Source organism: Vulgatibacter incomptus, assembly GCF_001263175.1.
In the GTDB taxonomy this organism is placed as follows: domain Bacteria; phylum Myxococcota; class Myxococcia; order Myxococcales; family Vulgatibacteraceae; genus Vulgatibacter; species Vulgatibacter incomptus.
Genome location: NZ_CP012332.1, coordinates 4,147,090 through 4,161,394, shown reverse-complemented (window position 1 = coordinate 4,161,394; position 14,305 = coordinate 4,147,090). Strand labels below are relative to the sequence as shown.

Annotated in this window: 10 protein-coding genes and 2 pseudogenes; 3 read left to right on the top strand and 9 right to left on the bottom strand. The window is 68.8% G+C overall.

All coding sequences use genetic code 11. From position 1 onward, the window contains the following. Positions 1-51: 51 nt before the first annotated feature. Positions 52-1,542 (bottom strand): aminopeptidase P family protein, encoded by a 1,491-nt coding sequence (locus tag AKJ08_RS17425; RefSeq protein WP_050727239.1) that lies wholly within the window; start codon positions 1,540-1,542, stop codon positions 52-54. Between the two features lie 128 nt (positions 1,543-1,670). Further along, on the bottom strand, positions 1,671-2,084 hold the full coding sequence (locus AKJ08_RS17420; RefSeq protein ID WP_050727238.1) for a DoxX family protein: 414 nt from the start codon (positions 2,082-2,084) through the stop codon (positions 1,671-1,673). Between the two features lie 257 nt (positions 2,085-2,341). On the opposite strand from AKJ08_RS17420, the gene AKJ08_RS17415 reads away from it, so the two are divergent. Continuing rightward, on the top strand, positions 2,342-4,879 hold the full coding sequence (locus AKJ08_RS17415) for a DEAD/DEAH box helicase (protein WP_050727237.1): 2,538 nt from the start codon (positions 2,342-2,344) through the stop codon (positions 4,877-4,879). 42 nt (positions 4,880-4,921) lie between these two features. Here the strand turns inward: AKJ08_RS17415 and AKJ08_RS18915 are convergent, their stop codons facing one another. Both AKJ08_RS18915 and AKJ08_RS17405 read right to left on the bottom strand, forming a co-directional pair. After that, the gene (locus AKJ08_RS18915; protein ID WP_240475392.1) at positions 4,922-6,034 is read right to left on the bottom strand and encodes a bifunctional methionine sulfoxide reductase B/A protein; all 1,113 of its coding nucleotides are present in this window, start codon (positions 6,032-6,034) and stop codon (positions 4,922-4,924) included. A gap of 140 nt (positions 6,035-6,174) precedes the next feature. Beyond that, positions 6,175-7,389 carry a zinc-dependent alcohol dehydrogenase gene (locus AKJ08_RS17405; protein ID WP_050727645.1) on the bottom strand — a complete coding sequence of 405 codons (1,215 nt, stop codon included), beginning with the start codon at positions 7,387-7,389 and terminating at the stop codon, positions 6,175-6,177. A gap of 271 nt (positions 7,390-7,660) precedes the next feature. Between AKJ08_RS17405 and AKJ08_RS17400 the strand changes: the two genes are divergently transcribed. Both AKJ08_RS17400 and AKJ08_RS17395 read left to right on the top strand, forming a co-directional pair. Continuing rightward, complete coding sequence (locus AKJ08_RS17400) at positions 7,661-8,065, top strand: cupin domain-containing protein (RefSeq protein WP_205624752.1); 405 nt, start codon at positions 7,661-7,663, stop codon at positions 8,063-8,065. 48 nt (positions 8,066-8,113) lie between these two features. Beyond that, the gene (locus AKJ08_RS17395) at positions 8,114-9,043 is read left to right on the top strand and encodes an MBL fold metallo-hydrolase (RefSeq protein ID WP_050727235.1); all 930 of its coding nucleotides are present in this window, start codon (positions 8,114-8,116) and stop codon (positions 9,041-9,043) included. A 2-nt stretch (positions 9,044-9,045) separates the two neighbouring features. Here AKJ08_RS17395 and AKJ08_RS17390 read toward each other — a convergent pair whose 3' ends face one another. The 5 genes and pseudogenes from AKJ08_RS17390 to AKJ08_RS17375 all read right to left on the bottom strand — a co-directional run bounded on the left by AKJ08_RS17390 (position 9,046) and on the right by AKJ08_RS17375 (position 14,160). After that, a complete protein-coding gene (locus AKJ08_RS17390; protein ID WP_050727234.1) occupies positions 9,046-10,470 on the bottom strand; it encodes a DUF1254 domain-containing protein in 1,425 nt (474 codons plus the stop codon). A 99-nt stretch (positions 10,471-10,569) separates the two neighbouring features. Next, positions 10,570-11,103, bottom strand: coding sequence for an O-acetyl-ADP-ribose deacetylase (locus AKJ08_RS17385; RefSeq protein ID WP_050727233.1), 534 nt, complete (start codon positions 11,101-11,103; stop codon positions 10,570-10,572). A gap of 205 nt (positions 11,104-11,308) precedes the next feature. Next, positions 11,309-11,659 (bottom strand): annotated as a pseudogene (locus tag AKJ08_RS17380) (VOC family protein); the annotation flags it as partial. Positions 11,660-11,733: 74 nt separating this feature from the next. Further along, a pseudogene (locus tag AKJ08_RS21025) lies at positions 11,734-12,081 on the bottom strand (VOC family protein); the annotation flags it as partial. A 117-nt stretch (positions 12,082-12,198) separates the two neighbouring features. Further along, complete coding sequence (locus tag AKJ08_RS17375; RefSeq protein WP_205624751.1) at positions 12,199-14,160, bottom strand: hypothetical protein; 1,962 nt, start codon at positions 14,158-14,160, stop codon at positions 12,199-12,201. Positions 14,161-14,305 lie beyond the last annotated feature (145 nt).

The window sequence follows — 14,305 nt, the reverse complement described above, 5'->3', positions numbered from 1 at the left end:
GAGCGTCGCGCGCGGCCCGAAACAGGAGCCGCGCGCGAAAGCGGTTTGCGATCAGGCCTTCTTCGGCCGCGCCTTCCGCTGCTTCCAGATCGACGCCATCCAGGCCTCGACCTCCTTCGTGGTCCTCGGGATGTCCGCCGAGAGCACCTTGCAGCCACGGGCGGTGACGACCACGTCGTCCTCGATCCGCACGCCGATGCCGCGGTACTTCGCCGGCACCGTGAGATCGTCGAGCTGGAAGTAGAGGCCCGGCTCCACCGTGAGCACCATGCCCGCCTGGAGCTTGCCGAACTTGTAGCTCTCGGCCCGCGCCTGGGCGCAGTCGTGGACGTCGAGTCCGAGCATGTGGCTCACGTTGTGGAGCGAGTACCGCTTGTAGAACTGGTTCTCGTCGGCGAGCGCCTCCTCGGCGCTGTCGAGGATCCCGAGTCGCTCGAGGCCCTTCGCGAGCACGACCATCGCGACGCGGTTCGGCTCCATGAAGTCGTTGCGAGGCTTCACCGCGGCGAACGCCGCGTCCTGCGCCTCGAGGACGAGCTCGTAGATCTCCTTCTGCTCCTTGGAGAACTTGCCCGAGATCGGCAGGGTGCGGGTGATGTCCGCGGTGTAGAGCGTGTCGCGCTCCACGCCGGCGTCGAGGAGGAGGAGGTCGCCGGCCTTCAGCTTCGCGTCGTTCCGGGTCCAGTGGAGGATGCAGGCGTTCGCGCCCGAGGCGGCGATCGTGCCGTAGCCCACGTCGTTGCCCTCGACGCGAGCGCGCAGGTTGAACACGCCCTCCACCTCGCGCTCCGACTCACCCTGGGCGAGGCGCTCGATCACATCCTCGAAGCCGCGCTTGGTGGAGTCGATCGCACCCTGCAGCTCCCGGATCTCGAGGGCGTCCTTGAGGAGGCGCATCTCGGAGAGGAAGGTGCCGAGCTCCTGATCGCGCTCGCGCTGCGCGGGGAGCCGCGCCTCGACCGACTCGGAGAAGCCACGGAGGAGGCGGAACGGCCGGGCCGTCGCGCCGCGGAGCGAAGCGAGGTACTCGGGGAGCTCGGAGAGGCCGCGGCACGCGTCCATGCCGAAGCGCGCCTGGCTCTCGGGGACGCCGAGGCGCGGCCCCACCCAGAGCTCGCCCTTGTTGCGGTCGAGGTAGAACGTGTCGTCGCTGCGGCCCGGGTTGGGCTCGACGAAGAGCACGTGCTTGTGGCCCTTGCCCACGGGCTCCAGCACGAGCACGCAGTCGGCCTCGACGTTGCCGGTGAGGTAGTAGAAATCGCTGCCCGGGCGGAAGCGGTAGTTGGTGTCGTTCGCGCGGACCTTCTCGTGGCCCGTGGGGACGATCACCACCTCGCCGGGGAAGCGCGCCGAGACCGCGTTGCGCCGCGCGAGGAAGTTCTCGTGGCCCTTCACCTTCGGCGGGAGCTTCTTCGCCTTCTCCTTCCAGCCCTGGCGCATGAACGCGAGGAGCTTCGCGGGCGGCCGCGTGTCGTGGGCGGCGGCAGGAGCCTCGGAAGGAACTACCGTGGGGGACTTGGTCTTTTTCGTACGGGTGGCCATGCGCGCAGTCTAGCGACGGCGCGCGGCCATTCAAGAACCATCCGAGAGGTCCGTTGGGGCGGGAGCGCAACCGCTTGGCGACGAAGCTGCCGAGCGGAAGCGCGGATCGTCATCCTGCTCACGCGACTTCAGGCGCTCCGGCCGTCGATGCCGTAGCGGCCGCCGCCGAGGAGCGTGAGGCCCGCGAAGAGGACCGCCGCCTCTATGGCGTGGCTGGCCTTGGCGAGGCCGTCGCCTCCCTGGATGTGCATCAAGGTGGCGACCAGCATCGTCACCAGCATCGCCGCGCTGGCGACGCGCACCCACTTGCCCGCGATCAGGAGCACGCCGCCGCCGAGCTCGGCGATCGTGGCGAGAAGGCCGAAGAGCGCGGGGACGGCAGTGATGCCGAGGTACCCGGTCGCGCTCCCGACCTTGGCCCAGACGGCGGGGCCGCCCATCAGCTTGGGGAGGCCGTGGGCGAGGATGAACATCAGGCCGATGCCGACCCGCACGAGGAGGAGACCGATGTCGCGCTGCTTTTCACTGGAGGGCCAAGCCATGATCGAGGGTGCTCCGTTTCCGAGGTGAGTCGCGCCCGAGAATGCGCGGGCCGGCGGGAAGTTTCGGCGGAAATCCGAGCGCCACCGAAGCCGCTCGGCCGTGCGCTCTGGAGAGCGCTCGATCGCCGGACCCGCGGCGCGCCTCCGTGAACCTGCGACGCGCCCCGGATCAGCCCGGAATTTGCGACCCCGGCCGGGGCTTCGCGATATACCGATCCCTTCTCGAACCGTCATCCGAAGGACGTCCCGTTTTGCCGATGAGCCAGCCGCTCGCTCCCCTCGCAAGCCTCCTCCAGGCCAATGGCCAGGGCCCCCTCGATCCGGATCAGGTGCTCGAGCGCTTCGTCGCCTTCGCCACCGCCGGCGGCATCGAGCTCTACCCGGCCCAGGAAGAGGCGATCCTCGAGCTCCTCGCCGGCAAGCACGTGGTGCTCAACACGCCCACCGGCTCGGGGAAGTCGCTGGTCGCCCAGGCCCTGCACTTCAAGGCCATGGCCGAAGGGGCGGTGAGCTACTACACCTGCCCGATCAAGGCGCTGGTGAACGAGAAGTTTTTCGCGCTCTGCGAGGCCTTCGGCGCCGAGAACGTGGGCATGCTCACCGGCGACGCGAGCATCAACCGCGACGCCCCGATCATCTGCTGCACCGCGGAGGTCCTCGCAAACTTCGCCCTGCGCACCGAGGATCCCCGGGTCGACTACGTGGTGATGGACGAGTTCCACTACTACGGCGACAAGGATCGCGGCATCGCTTGGCAGATCCCGCTGCTCACCCTCCGGAACGCGACGTTCCTGCTGATGTCGGCCACCCTCGGCGACACCTCGAAGATCGAGGAGAGCCTCGAGTCGCTCACCGGCCGCAAGGTGGCCACGGTGCGCTCCTTCCAGCGGCCGGTGCCCCTGGACTTCGACTACAGCGAGCGGGCCCTCCACGAGACCATCGAGAAGCTGGTCGAGGGAAACAAGCAGCCCGTCTACCTGGTGAACTTCTCCCAGAAGGCGGCGGCCGAGCAGGCCCAGAACCTGATGAGCGTGAACTTCTCCACCAAGGAGGAGAAGGCGAAGATCCGCGAGGCCCTGGACGGCGTCCGCTTCGACACGCCCTACGGCAAGGAGCTCTCCCGCTTCGTGCTCCACGGGATCGGCCTCCATCACGCGGGGCTCCTGCCCAAGTACCGTCTCCTCGTGGAGAAGCTCGCCCAGAGCGGCCTGCTCAAGGTGATCAGCGGCACGGACACCCTGGGCGTGGGCGTGAACATCCCCCTCCGCACCGTGCTCTTCTCCCAGCTCTGCAAGTACGACGGCGACAAGGTCGGCATCCTCACCGTGCGCGACTTCCTCCAGGTGGCGGGGCGCGCCGGACGCAAGGGCTTCGACGACCGCGGCTTCGTGGTGGTCCAGGCCCCCGAGCACGTGATCGAGAACCTGCGCATCGCCGAGAAGCAGGCGGCCAACCCGAAGAAGAAGCTGGTCAAGCAGGCCGCGCCCACCAAGGGCTATCAGCACTGGGACAAGACCACCTTCGACCGGCTGCTGTCGCGGCCGCCCGAGGCGCTGGAGTCGCGCTTCGAGGTGACCCACGGCCTCCTGCTCGCGCTCCTGCAGAGCAAGACCGATAGGCGGGGCGGCGGCTACGCGAGGCTCCTCGAGATCGTCGGGCGCTCCCATGGCACGGACCGTACGAGGCGCAAGCACAAGCGCGACGCGGCGGTCCGCTTCCGCCACCTCCGCCACGCGGGGATCGTCGAGGTCGCCCGCCGCGAGGGAGGCCGCCCGGGCGCCCACGTCCAGGTGAACGCCGCGCTGCAGGAAGACTTCTCGCTGCACCACACGCTCTCGCTCTACCTGCTCGAGGCGCTGGATTTCCTGGACCGGGAGAGCCCGACCTACGCACTCGATCTCCTCACGCTTGTCGAGTCGATCCTCGAGAACCCCTACGCCGTGCTCTACAAGCAGCTCGACAAGGCCAAGGGGGACAAGGTCGCCGAGCTCAAGGCGCAGGGGATGGACTACGAGGATCGAATGGCGGAGCTCGAGAAGCTCGAGTGGCCCAAGCCGAACCGCGACTTCATCTACACCACGTTCAACGCCTTCGCCGATCGGCACCCGTGGGTGGGCGAGGAGAACATCCGGATCAAGTCGATCGCGCGGGAGATGTACGAGAACCTCGCCTCCTTCGACGAGTACATCCGCGACCTGGGCCTCCAGCGGAGCGAGGGCGTGCTCCTGCGCTACCTCTCGGACGCGTACAAGACGCTGGTGCAGGCGGTGCCCGAGAGCTACCGCGACGAGGAGGTGGAGGCGATCATCGGCCACTTCCGCGAGCTGCTGCGCACGGTGGACTCCAGCCTCCTCGACGAGTGGGAGCGGATGCAGGGCCTCGAGCGCAGCACCGGGCGCGGCGGGGAGCCGGAGGAGAAGCCCTACGACCTCGCCACGGACAAGCGCGGGCTCACGATCCGCGTGCGCAGCGAGCTGCACCGGCTCCTCAAGCACGTCGCCGACCGGAACTGGGCGAGCGCGATCGCTTCCGTCCGGACCGGCTGGAGCGCCGAGGAGCTGGAGGCCGCGATGGCGTCCTACTTCGAGGAGCACGCCTCGATCGACGTGACGCCCCACGCCCGCAAGCCCCACAACACGCTGCTCGCCGAGGCGGGCCCGCGGCAGTGGCGCGCCCAGCAGCGGCTCGTCGACCCCGCGGGCGACTGCGACTGGATGCTCGATTGCGTGGTGGACCTGCGGGACTTCGTCGACGACGGCGGTCCGCTCCTCCGGCTCGAGCGCGTAGGCATCTGACGTCGGGCCGCGATCGAGGAGACCGCGGCCCGCGCATGCAGATCAGTCGCGCATGAAGTGGCAGGTGTATCCGCCGGGGTGCTTCTCCAGGTAGTCCTGGTGGTACTCCTCGGCGCGCGTGAAGCGACCCGCCGGGACGATCTGCGTGACGATCGGGGCCTTCCACTTCCCGCTCGCCTCCACCTTCGCCTTCACGGCCTCCGCCGTCTTCCGCTGCTCCTCGCTCTCGAAGAAGATCGCGGAGCGGTACTGGCTCCCGCGGTCGTTCCCCTGGCGATCGACGGTGGTCGGATCGTGCATCCGGAAGAACCAGCCCTCGAGGAGCTCGGCGTACGAGATCTTCGAAGGATCGAAGACGATCCGCACCGACTCCGCGTGGCCGGTCGTCCCGGTGGACACCTGGGCGTAGGTGGGCTCGGCAGTGGTGCCGCCCGAGTAGCCGACCTCGGTCTCCACCACGCCGGGGATCTTGCGGAGCAGATCCTCCATGCCCCAGAAGCATCCGCCCGCGAGGATCGCCTCCTCGTAGGTCGACTCGCAGCTGTGCCCTCCGCCCAGGGTGGGAGCTTTACCCGAGCCGGCCTGCGCTGCATGGGCCGATTCCCCGCCCGCCACGAAGAGCGAACGGTATTCGCCGTAGCCCTCGGCCTCGAGGCGATCCACCGGCACGAAGCGCAGGGACGCGGAGTTCATGCAGTAGCGCTGGAACGTGGGCGCCGGCCCGTCGTCGAAGAGGTGGCCGAGGTGGGACTGACCCGCGGCGGAGACGATCTCGGTGCGCACCATCCCGTGGCCCCGATCCGTCTTCTCGACGACGCGGTCCTTCTCGATGGGCCTCGTGAAGCTCGGCCAGCCGGTGCCGGAGTCGAACTTGTCGAGGGAGCTGAACAGCGGCTCGCCCGTGACGGCATCGACGTAGATCCCGTCGGCGTGCTGGTCCCAGTACGCGTTCCGGAACGGCGGCTCGGTCGCGCCGCGCTGGGTGACCTCGTACTGCAGGCGAGAGAGCTTGCTGTGAAGCTCGTCGTCGGAGGGCTTGGTGTAGGTCTTGGACATGGTCTTTGCCTCGGGCGAGTCGGAAGCGCGCGCCGTGCAGGCGCTGGCTCCCGCGAGGAGGAGCAGGGACGCGAGGGCCGTCGACTTCCATCCGGGCACGGGGGGCCTCCTCGGACTCGCCGATGGAGGGCGAGCGTCCCCTCTCGTGTAGCTCGCAAAGCTCCGAGCCGCCAGTAGAGGCGGCTCGGAGCGTGTGAAGGAATGGGTCCCGAAGAACGCATGCCCTCCCCGGGCGCAGGTCAGGCGCCGGGCTGGATCTCGACCTTCGACCAATACGGATCGCGGCGTTCGAAGGCCTTGTACGAGTCGATGACCTGGGAGAGCGGCCGGATCTCGGTGAGATACGGCGCCAGGTCGAGCTGCCCGGACCGGACCAGCTCGACGAGCTCCGGGATGTATTTGCGGTGGTTGCAGATGCCCATGTTGATCGTGAGGTTCTTCCCCATCGCATAGCCGAGAGGAAAGAACCGGTCGGTGGACGGATAGACGCCGATCACGGCCAGCGTTCCCGCCTTCGCGAGGGACTGCACGGCCCAGTCCAGGGCCAGGGTGGGGGCGTCGCCCGGGCGCCAGCTCCAGAACTGGCGGTTCTGCTCGGGCGCGATCTCCGCCACCTCCTTGCGGTACTCCTCCTTGTGCTCCATCGCGTCATCGAGGGCGCTGCCGCTGCGGGGGTGCTTCGCGTCGATTCCGACCGCGTCGATCGCGCGATCCACGCCGATCCCGTCGGTGAGCCGTCGGATCTGCTCCACCGGATCCTCGTCCGAGAAGTCGATCACTTCGGCGCCCAGGGCCCGGGCCATCTCGAGGCGCGTGGTCACGTTGTCGACGGCGAAGATCCGACCGGCGCTCCGGTGGCGCGCGGCGGCGATGGCCGCCTGGCCGACGGGGCCGCAGCCGAAGACCGCGACGGTGTCGCCGTCTTTGATCTCCGCGAGCTCGGCGGCCATCCAGCCTGTTGGGAGGATGTCGGACAAGAGGATGGCCTGCTCGTTGGAGATCGAGTCGGGGAGCTTCACCAGGCCCACGTTGGCGAAGGGGATCCTCGCCCTCTCCGCCTGCAGGCCCTGGAAGGGCCCAGAGGTCTCGGGCCCGCCGAAGAAGGCGGTCCCGGCCTGGGGCCCGTTCGGATTCGCCCGGTCGCATTGGGCGAAGTAGCCCTCACGGCAGTAGGCGCAATCCCCACAGGCGATCGTCGAGGCGATGAGCACGCGGTCGCCCACCTTGAGATTTCGCACGTCGTCGCCGAGCTCCTCCACGACGCCGACGCCCTCGTGACCCAGTACGGTCCCGGGCTTCATCCCGGTCAGCGTGCCGCGGACCATGTGGAGATCGGTTCCACAGATCGAGCTCGCCGTGATCCGCACCACCGCGTCGGTCGGCTCCTCGATCCTGGGATCCTCGACGTCCTCGAGGCGAATGTCTCCGACTCCATGAAAGACGACTGCCTTCATCGCATGCACCTCCACATTCGGGCTTTCGCCATGGATGGGGATGCCGGCGGCGTGGCCGCAACGGTCTCCGAGCCCCAGGCGGCGCCCCTCCTCTCCGCGAAGGCGAGCGCCCTCTCGAACGGGCCGCAGGTGGACGCCCGACAGATCGGGACGAGCCTGCATCGACCTTCGAGCCCGCGAGCGATAGCGATCAGGAAGCCGCAACGCCCGGCGATCGCGGGCATCCGCGTCGTCGCAGTCGCGATCTTCCTGGAAGGAGAACGAGATGGCCATGAACGACCACGGACCGCTGCCCTTCGCGATCGACATCGAGAAGGCGACGCTCGAGAACCAGAACTACCGGACGACGCTGTGGACCGGCGAGAACCTCCAGCTCACCTTGATGAGCATCGAGCCGGGCCACGACATCGGCCTCGAGGTCCACCACGACCACGACCAGTTCCTGCGGATCGAGGCGGGAAAGGCCCGCGTGCAGATGGGCCCCCGCAAGGACGACCTCTCCTTCGACCGCGAGGTCGAGGACGACTGGGTCATCCTCGTGCCGGCGGGCTCCTGGCACAACGTCACGAACATCGGGACCAAGCCCCTCAAGGTGTACTCGCTCTACGGGCCGCCCGAGCACCCCCACGGCACGGTGCACGCCACCAAGGCCGAGGCGGACGCAGCCGAGCACTGACGATCCCGTCGAGCGGCAAGGCGGCGGCGTAACCGCTATGCTCCGGCCATGACCTCGCCCCGCCTCGTCACCGTCGACGCCGACTACCTGATGCCCGAGTTCGCCGCCTGCTACCTCCGCGTGCAGGGCGGCGAAGCGGCCTTCATCGAGACGAACACCGCCTACACGGTGCCGCGGCTGATGGACGCGCTTCGCAAGGAAGGGCTCCGCCCCGAGCAGGTCCGCTGGGTGATCGTGACCCACGCCCACCTCGACCACGCCGGCGGCGCCTCCGCGCTCCTCGCCGAATGCCCGCAGGCGACGCTCGTCGCTCATCCACGCGCGGCGCGGCACCTCGTCGATCCCTCGAAGCTCGTCGCCAGCGCCCGCGCGGTCTACGGGGACGCCGAGTTCGACAAGCTCTACGGCGAGATCGCGCCGATCTCCGCCGAGCGGGTCCGCACGCCGGAGGACGGAGACACGCTGCCGCTCGGCGACGCCACCCTGCACTTCCTCCACACCCGAGGCCACGCGAACCACCACTTCGTGGTCCACGATCCCGCCCGCGAGACCGTGTTCACAGGTGACACTTTCGGTCTCGCCTATCCCCGGCTCCAGCGGGCCGGCCGCTTCGTCTTCGCGTCGACGAGCCCCACGGACTTCGACGCGGAGCAGGCCCGCCTGAGCGTGGATCGAATCATCGGCCTCGGCACGCCCACCGCTTGCCTCACGCACTTCGGCGAGATCGACGAGCTCGCAGTCGCCGCGCGCCAGCTCCACCGCTGGATCGATCGCTCGGAGGACCTGATGGAGCAGGCAGCGTCCCTCGAGCCCGAGAGGCGGGAGTCCTTCCTATTCGGCGAGCTGAGCCGTGCGATGGAGGAGGAGACGGACGCCGTCGGCCTTGTCCTGGACGAGCGAGACCGCTCCCAGCTCGAAATGGACGTCCGGCTGAACGCCCAGGGCCTCGCCTTTGCCCTCTCGCGAAAAGCCCGCTGAAGTCAGAGCTTCCGGATCGAGGGAAGCTGCCACTCCCCTTCGAGCAGGGTCCTCTTCGGCCAGTACATCCGGAGGATCAGGTTGAACGGGCCTCTCGGCGCAGGGATCCAGTTCGCCTCCGCGCCCTTGGGCGCTTCGTGCTGCACGAAGAGCTCGATCGAGCCGTCCTTGGACGTCTTCAGCGCGTCGTGCGAGCCGAGCGAATACCGGTTCCGCTCGTTCTCGACCAGGAAGTGGTCCGGGCCGTAGAGGGTGACCGACCAGAACGCCTCCACCGGCGGCATCTGCCCCTTGGGGAATCGGATCACGTACTGGCCCGAGGAGCCATCAAGCGGCACGCCCACCTCGTCGTCCGAGGCGAAGGCGTAGATCGAGTCCTCGGGAACGTTGGCGCCGAAGCCCACCAGCGCGGTCGCGGCCCGATCGAGGTAGCGGGTCCCGTACGAGCCGAGCTCCCGGCTCATCGTCCACCCGTTCTCCTTGTGCCCCATCTTCTCGGCGTGGGCAGCGATCTTCGTGCGGGCGTCGGGGAGCGCGCGGGTCAAGCCCGCCACCACGTTCGCCGGGAGCTTGGCGAAGTCCAGCGATTGGCCCGGCTCGATCCCCAGCCTCCGGAGGTTGGCGACCATCTGCGCGTCGTCCGGCGCTGGCGGATTGGTGACCATCGCGTTGGCCAGGGCGGTGAAGAAGGCGGGCGCGTCCATCGCCTCGACCTGCTTCGGCGGTGGGGTCTCCATGTCGATCGAAGCGTCGATACGGGCGGCGGTGGTGGGGGCGGGCCGTCGCTTGAGGAAGACGGATAGGGGCGTGAGGGAGAGGTTCTTCCGGAGCGCGTTCACCGCGATGACGTCCTTCGCGTTCCTGACCTCGAAGCGCGCGGCGATCCACGCCGTGGTGGTGGGCATCTGGATCTCCGTGAGGTGGAGCGGAAGCGATTCCCGGTAGGCGGGACCCACGATCACGAAGTCCTGCGCCGCGGTGCCGGTCGTCCGCTTGCCGGGTGAGCTGATCACGTTCGTCCAGGCGTCGAGGACCGGAGCGAGGTAGTAGCGGCCCCTGGCGTCCGGGACGTGCAGGACCATGGGCTCCCGCTCGAGGTCGAGCCACGCCACGGAGTAGAGCGTGTCGACGTTGGGGCTCACCACGTCCCGGCTCCGCGGCGTCGGCAGCGCCATCGCGTTGCTGAGCTGGTTCAAGGGCGCGCGCCCCATAGGAGTCGGCGCGGGGACGTTCGTCATCACACTACGAGTCACCATCGTGAGCACGATCGGATAGCCGTAGACGTAGGCGTCCACCCCGAGGGTTCGAGCCTCTTCCTGCGAGATCGGAGGAAGCGGCGCAGGGAGCTCGGCGAACGGGGCGTCGGGGATCGCGACCGAAGCGGCGACGGAGATCAGGATGATCGCTAGACCATGAACACGGCGCATCGCTCCCCCTTGGCGGCGACGAGGCACCAGCAGCATGGTTCTCGGGGGGCACGCGGGCAACGAGGCCCGCGCAAGGCTCGCACTCCCGCTTGGGCCGCCTCACGAAAGAAGGCGCGAGGCGAGCTTGCGATAGACGTCGAGGTCGTAGCGCGAGAAGCAGCAGAAGATCACCCGATTCGGGAGGGCGTTCGCCTCGAGGAAGGCGCGGGTCTCGCGGAGCGCGATCTCGGTCGCTTCCTCTACGGGATAGCGGTAGGCGCCGGTGGAGATCGCAGGGAAGGCGATCGAGGCCAGCTCGTGGTCCCGCGCCAGCTCGAGGCTCCTGCGGTAGCAGGACGCCAGGAGCTCGGGCTCGCCCTGCTTTCCTCCGTGCCAGATCGGGCCCACCGCGTGGATGACGTAGCGGGCCGGGAGGCGAAAGCCCTCGGTGATCTTCGCCTCTCCCGGCGCCGCCCCGCCGAGCTTGCGGGTGGCCTCCAGCAGCTCGGGACCCGCCGCGCGGTGGACGGCGGCGTCCAGTCCGGCGCCCCCGAGGAGGGTGCGGTTCGCGGCGTTCACGAGCGCGTCGACTTCGAGCTTCGTGAGGTCACCCTGAAGGAGCTCGATGCGTCCACCGAGGAAGAGCTCTCCCATCCGAAGCCCTCCGCGGAGCCGAAGGCGAAGCAAACGAAAAAAGAGCGCCTCCGCGCACGCGAAGCCGAAGGCGGAGCACCGGAAAAAGCGCGACCGCGCACGCGAAGCCGAAGGCGGAGCACCGGAAAAAGCGCGACCGCGCGAAGCGCGGCTGAAGAAATCGGGCTCGCTCCAGCGGGACCGATTTCTTCACACGCTTGGATCGCTAGCGGGCCGGAGAGGAGACGACCGCGAACATCCCTCCCTGCGGATCCTGGCACTGCGCGATCCGATCCCCGCCCGGGACCTCGTGCGGGCCGTGGAGGACCTTGCCGCCCTTGTCCACGACCTTCTTCACGGCCGCGTCGGCGTCGGGGACCAGCACGTAGTGCAGCCAGTGCGCTGGGACGTTCAGGGTCTCCGCGGCGTTCGACATGCCGCCCATGGAGCTCTGGGGGTCCATGCCGAACATGAAGTACTCGCCGAGCTGGGCGCCCATGTCCATCGAGCGGGTGGGCTTCCATCCGAAGAGCCCGGAGTAGAAGTTCCAGGCGCCCTTCCAGTCGGTGGTGTTGAGCTCGGCCCAGCCGAAGAAGCCGACGCGCGGCTTGGGGGAGCCTCACCGGACCCGCTGGTCCGGAAGATCGCGAAGGCCGCGCCCTGTGGATCCGCGAGGACCGCGAAGCGGCCGAGGTCGGGGATGTCGGTGGCGGGATAGAGGATCTTGCCTCCCAGCTTCGTCGCCTTTTGCGCCGAGGCGTCGACGTCGTCGACCCCGACGTAGCCCATCCAATGCGGGGGCACGCCCCTCTGTCGAAGATCCTCCGGGAGCTTCATCAGGCCGCCTGCCCGGGCGCCGTCGACCATCCAGGTCTCGTACCCCTCGGTCGGAGTCTTCTCCGTCTTCCAGCCGACGATCTCCCGGTAGAACGACTTCGCGGCTTCGGTGTCGGTGGTCAGCAGCTCGTGCCAAACGAAGGTTCCAGCGCCTGCGCTCATCCTCGCCTCCATGAAGGGGTGCCCGCAGGCTAGAGGTGAGCACGCGTCGCCTGCAACGGCCTCGTAGGGCCGTCCGACCGCGCATCGTCCGGTTCGCGAAAGAGCGCGGCGCCTCGGCTACGGGCGACTGGAGACGGCGGTGCGCACGGAGTCGAACCACGACTCGGCCCAGCCGCCGTACCAGACGAGGGCCACGAGCGCGACGAGCGCGATCACGGCCACCCAGGCGACCTGGGGGGTCTTGTCCTCCGCGAAAGGATCCCGGAGCGAGCGCTCCGCGTTCTTGGGGAGAGCGGCCAAGGACGTGAGCGATGCGCCGAAGGGGAGGTTGATCTTCGCGCGGGTGTTCACCGCCCAGCCGTTCGCGTCGAGGATAGGTCCCAGGGAGCGCTGGCGCAGCTTGAGCCACGCGATCACCATGGACGGACCGGAGACGAGGAGCATGACGCCCAGGATCGCGAGGGGCATCTTCCACCACGCCAGCTGCAGGAATCCGGTCGTGACCGCGGCGAGGGCCGAGCCGACGGCGCCGATCGCGAGGCCAATCGCGGCAAAGATTCCGGCGAACTTCGCCACGTCGAAGGCCTGGGGCGGCGACGGAGCCTTGGCCGATCCCTCCACCGGCGCTCCCGTGGTCTCGACAGTCTTCGCCGCGCTCTCGATGTTCGCCGCCGCCTTGTCGTGCAGCTCCTTGTCGCGGGCCGACGCGAAGCGCTCGATCTGCGCGCCGATCAGCTTGCCGATGCGCTTGTACGGCAGCCAGAACGACTGCCGGATGCTGATCGGATGCTCCACGATCTTGACGACCCTGGCGTCCCAGTCGGCGCCCTGCCGGTCGTAGAAGATCCCGTTCCGCCCGGTCGTGAGGTTGTCGGAGTCGCCGCCGGTGACCGCCGCCGCGATCGTCATCTTCTTGCCGTCGGACTTCCGGGTGCACTCGCAGTAGACGAGGAAGGTCTTGCTGAGCGTCGCGATCGACGCGTGCGCCTCCGCGTCGGCGACGCGGACGCAGAGCTCGCAGCTCCGCTGATCGAGGAAGAGCGTCCCGGCCTGGAAGATCGAGGCCCGTTCGGAACTGTAGAAGTCGGTGAACGAGACGAAGTTGCAGAGCAGACGGTAGAGATCGCGCTGGTATCGCACCAGCTTCTCTACGAGAGCGATGCCGTTGGCCTCGGGCTCGAGGGCCATGTCCTCGGCGATCAGCGCACGGATCCTCTCGCGAGCGCCTCCCGCGAGGAGCTCGCGCACCCGCTGGATCCCGAGCTTCTCGACCGCAGCCCCGGCCTTGGCCGCGGACCATTTTGCGAAGGGATCGAGCTTCGCGAGCACCGCGGCCCAGTCCGCAGGGGTGAGGGAGTCGCGGGCGCCGATCAGCGGCTCGATCACCCGGGCGCGCATGGCGTGGATGCGGTCGGCCCACGCCGGATTCAGCCCGTGCACGAGGGAGAGCGCGCCGTCCGGAACGACCCGGGCGAGGGGAAACGAGGCGACCTCCGCCCCGGTCGACGAGAGGAGCATCGGGGCGATGGCGGAGTATTCGGCCTCGTCCCGGTTGAGCGGGCCCACGGCGCGGGCGTCGAATCCGGCGAGGCGGCTCCGGGCGAACCAGTCCTCGACCTTCGCCCGGACCTCGGCCAACAGGGCCGCCGCCGCAGGCGTGTCGCTTCCGAGCGGCAGCACCGCGTCGCGATCCGCCTCCGCCTTCTTCCACCACGCGTCGAACGCGGTCGCCGCCGCGAAGAAGGCGTCTGCGTTTGCGGTGGAGACGCCCTTCTCTCCGCTGCGATCCACTTCGCCGCCGACGCAGTCGAGGATCTGGGTGATCGCCAGGGCGGTGTCTTCGTCGCCAGCCGATCCGGGGGGAACGATCCCGTCGCCGTTGAGCTTCGTCTGCGCGAAGATCTTCGCCGTGTCGGTCACGTCGGCGAGGGAGATCCGCCCCGCGTCGGCCTTTCCGAGGTTGCGCAGGATCTGCCGCGCGGAGGCGAGGATCCGCTTCGCCTCCGGATGATCCTCGGCGATGGCGGAGAGGGCGACGGTGTCACCGCCCGTCACGAGGTCGCCCGGATCGCGCAGCATCGCGCCGGCCCACGAGGCCGCGGCGATCGCCTCGGGCGCGCGGATGCGCCCGTCGCGATCGGAGTCGATGAGGGCGAGGGTCTTCTCGTCGAGCTCGAGGCCCTGGACGGGGCAGCTCAGCGCCCCCAGAGCTTCTGATCGAGCT

Coding starts and splice junctions, on each gene's coding strand:
- AKJ08_RS17395 (WP_050727235.1), top strand. CDS start 8,114: ATGACCTCGCCCCGCCTCGTCACCGTCGACGCCGACTACCTGATGCCC.
- AKJ08_RS17405 (WP_050727645.1), bottom strand. CDS start 7,389: ATGAAGGCAGTCGTCTTTCATGGAGTCGGAGACATTCGCCTCGAGGAC.
- AKJ08_RS17420 (WP_050727238.1), bottom strand. CDS start 2,084: ATGGCTTGGCCCTCCAGTGAAAAGCAGCGCGACATCGGTCTCCTCCTC.
- AKJ08_RS17385 (WP_050727233.1), bottom strand. CDS start 11,103: ATGGGAGAGCTCTTCCTCGGTGGACGCATCGAGCTCCTTCAGGGTGAC.
- AKJ08_RS17390 (WP_050727234.1), bottom strand. CDS start 10,470: ATGCGCCGTGTTCATGGTCTAGCGATCATCCTGATCTCCGTCGCCGCT.
- AKJ08_RS17400 (WP_205624752.1), top strand. CDS start 7,661: ATGAACGACCACGGACCGCTGCCCTTCGCGATCGACATCGAGAAGGCG.
- AKJ08_RS17375 (WP_205624751.1), bottom strand. CDS start 14,160: ATGCTGCGCGATCCGGGCGACCTCGTGACGGGCGGTGACACCGTCGCC.
- AKJ08_RS17415 (WP_050727237.1), top strand. CDS start 2,342: ATGAGCCAGCCGCTCGCTCCCCTCGCAAGCCTCCTCCAGGCCAATGGC.
- AKJ08_RS17425 (WP_050727239.1), bottom strand. CDS start 1,542: ATGGCCACCCGTACGAAAAAGACCAAGTCCCCCACGGTAGTTCCTTCC.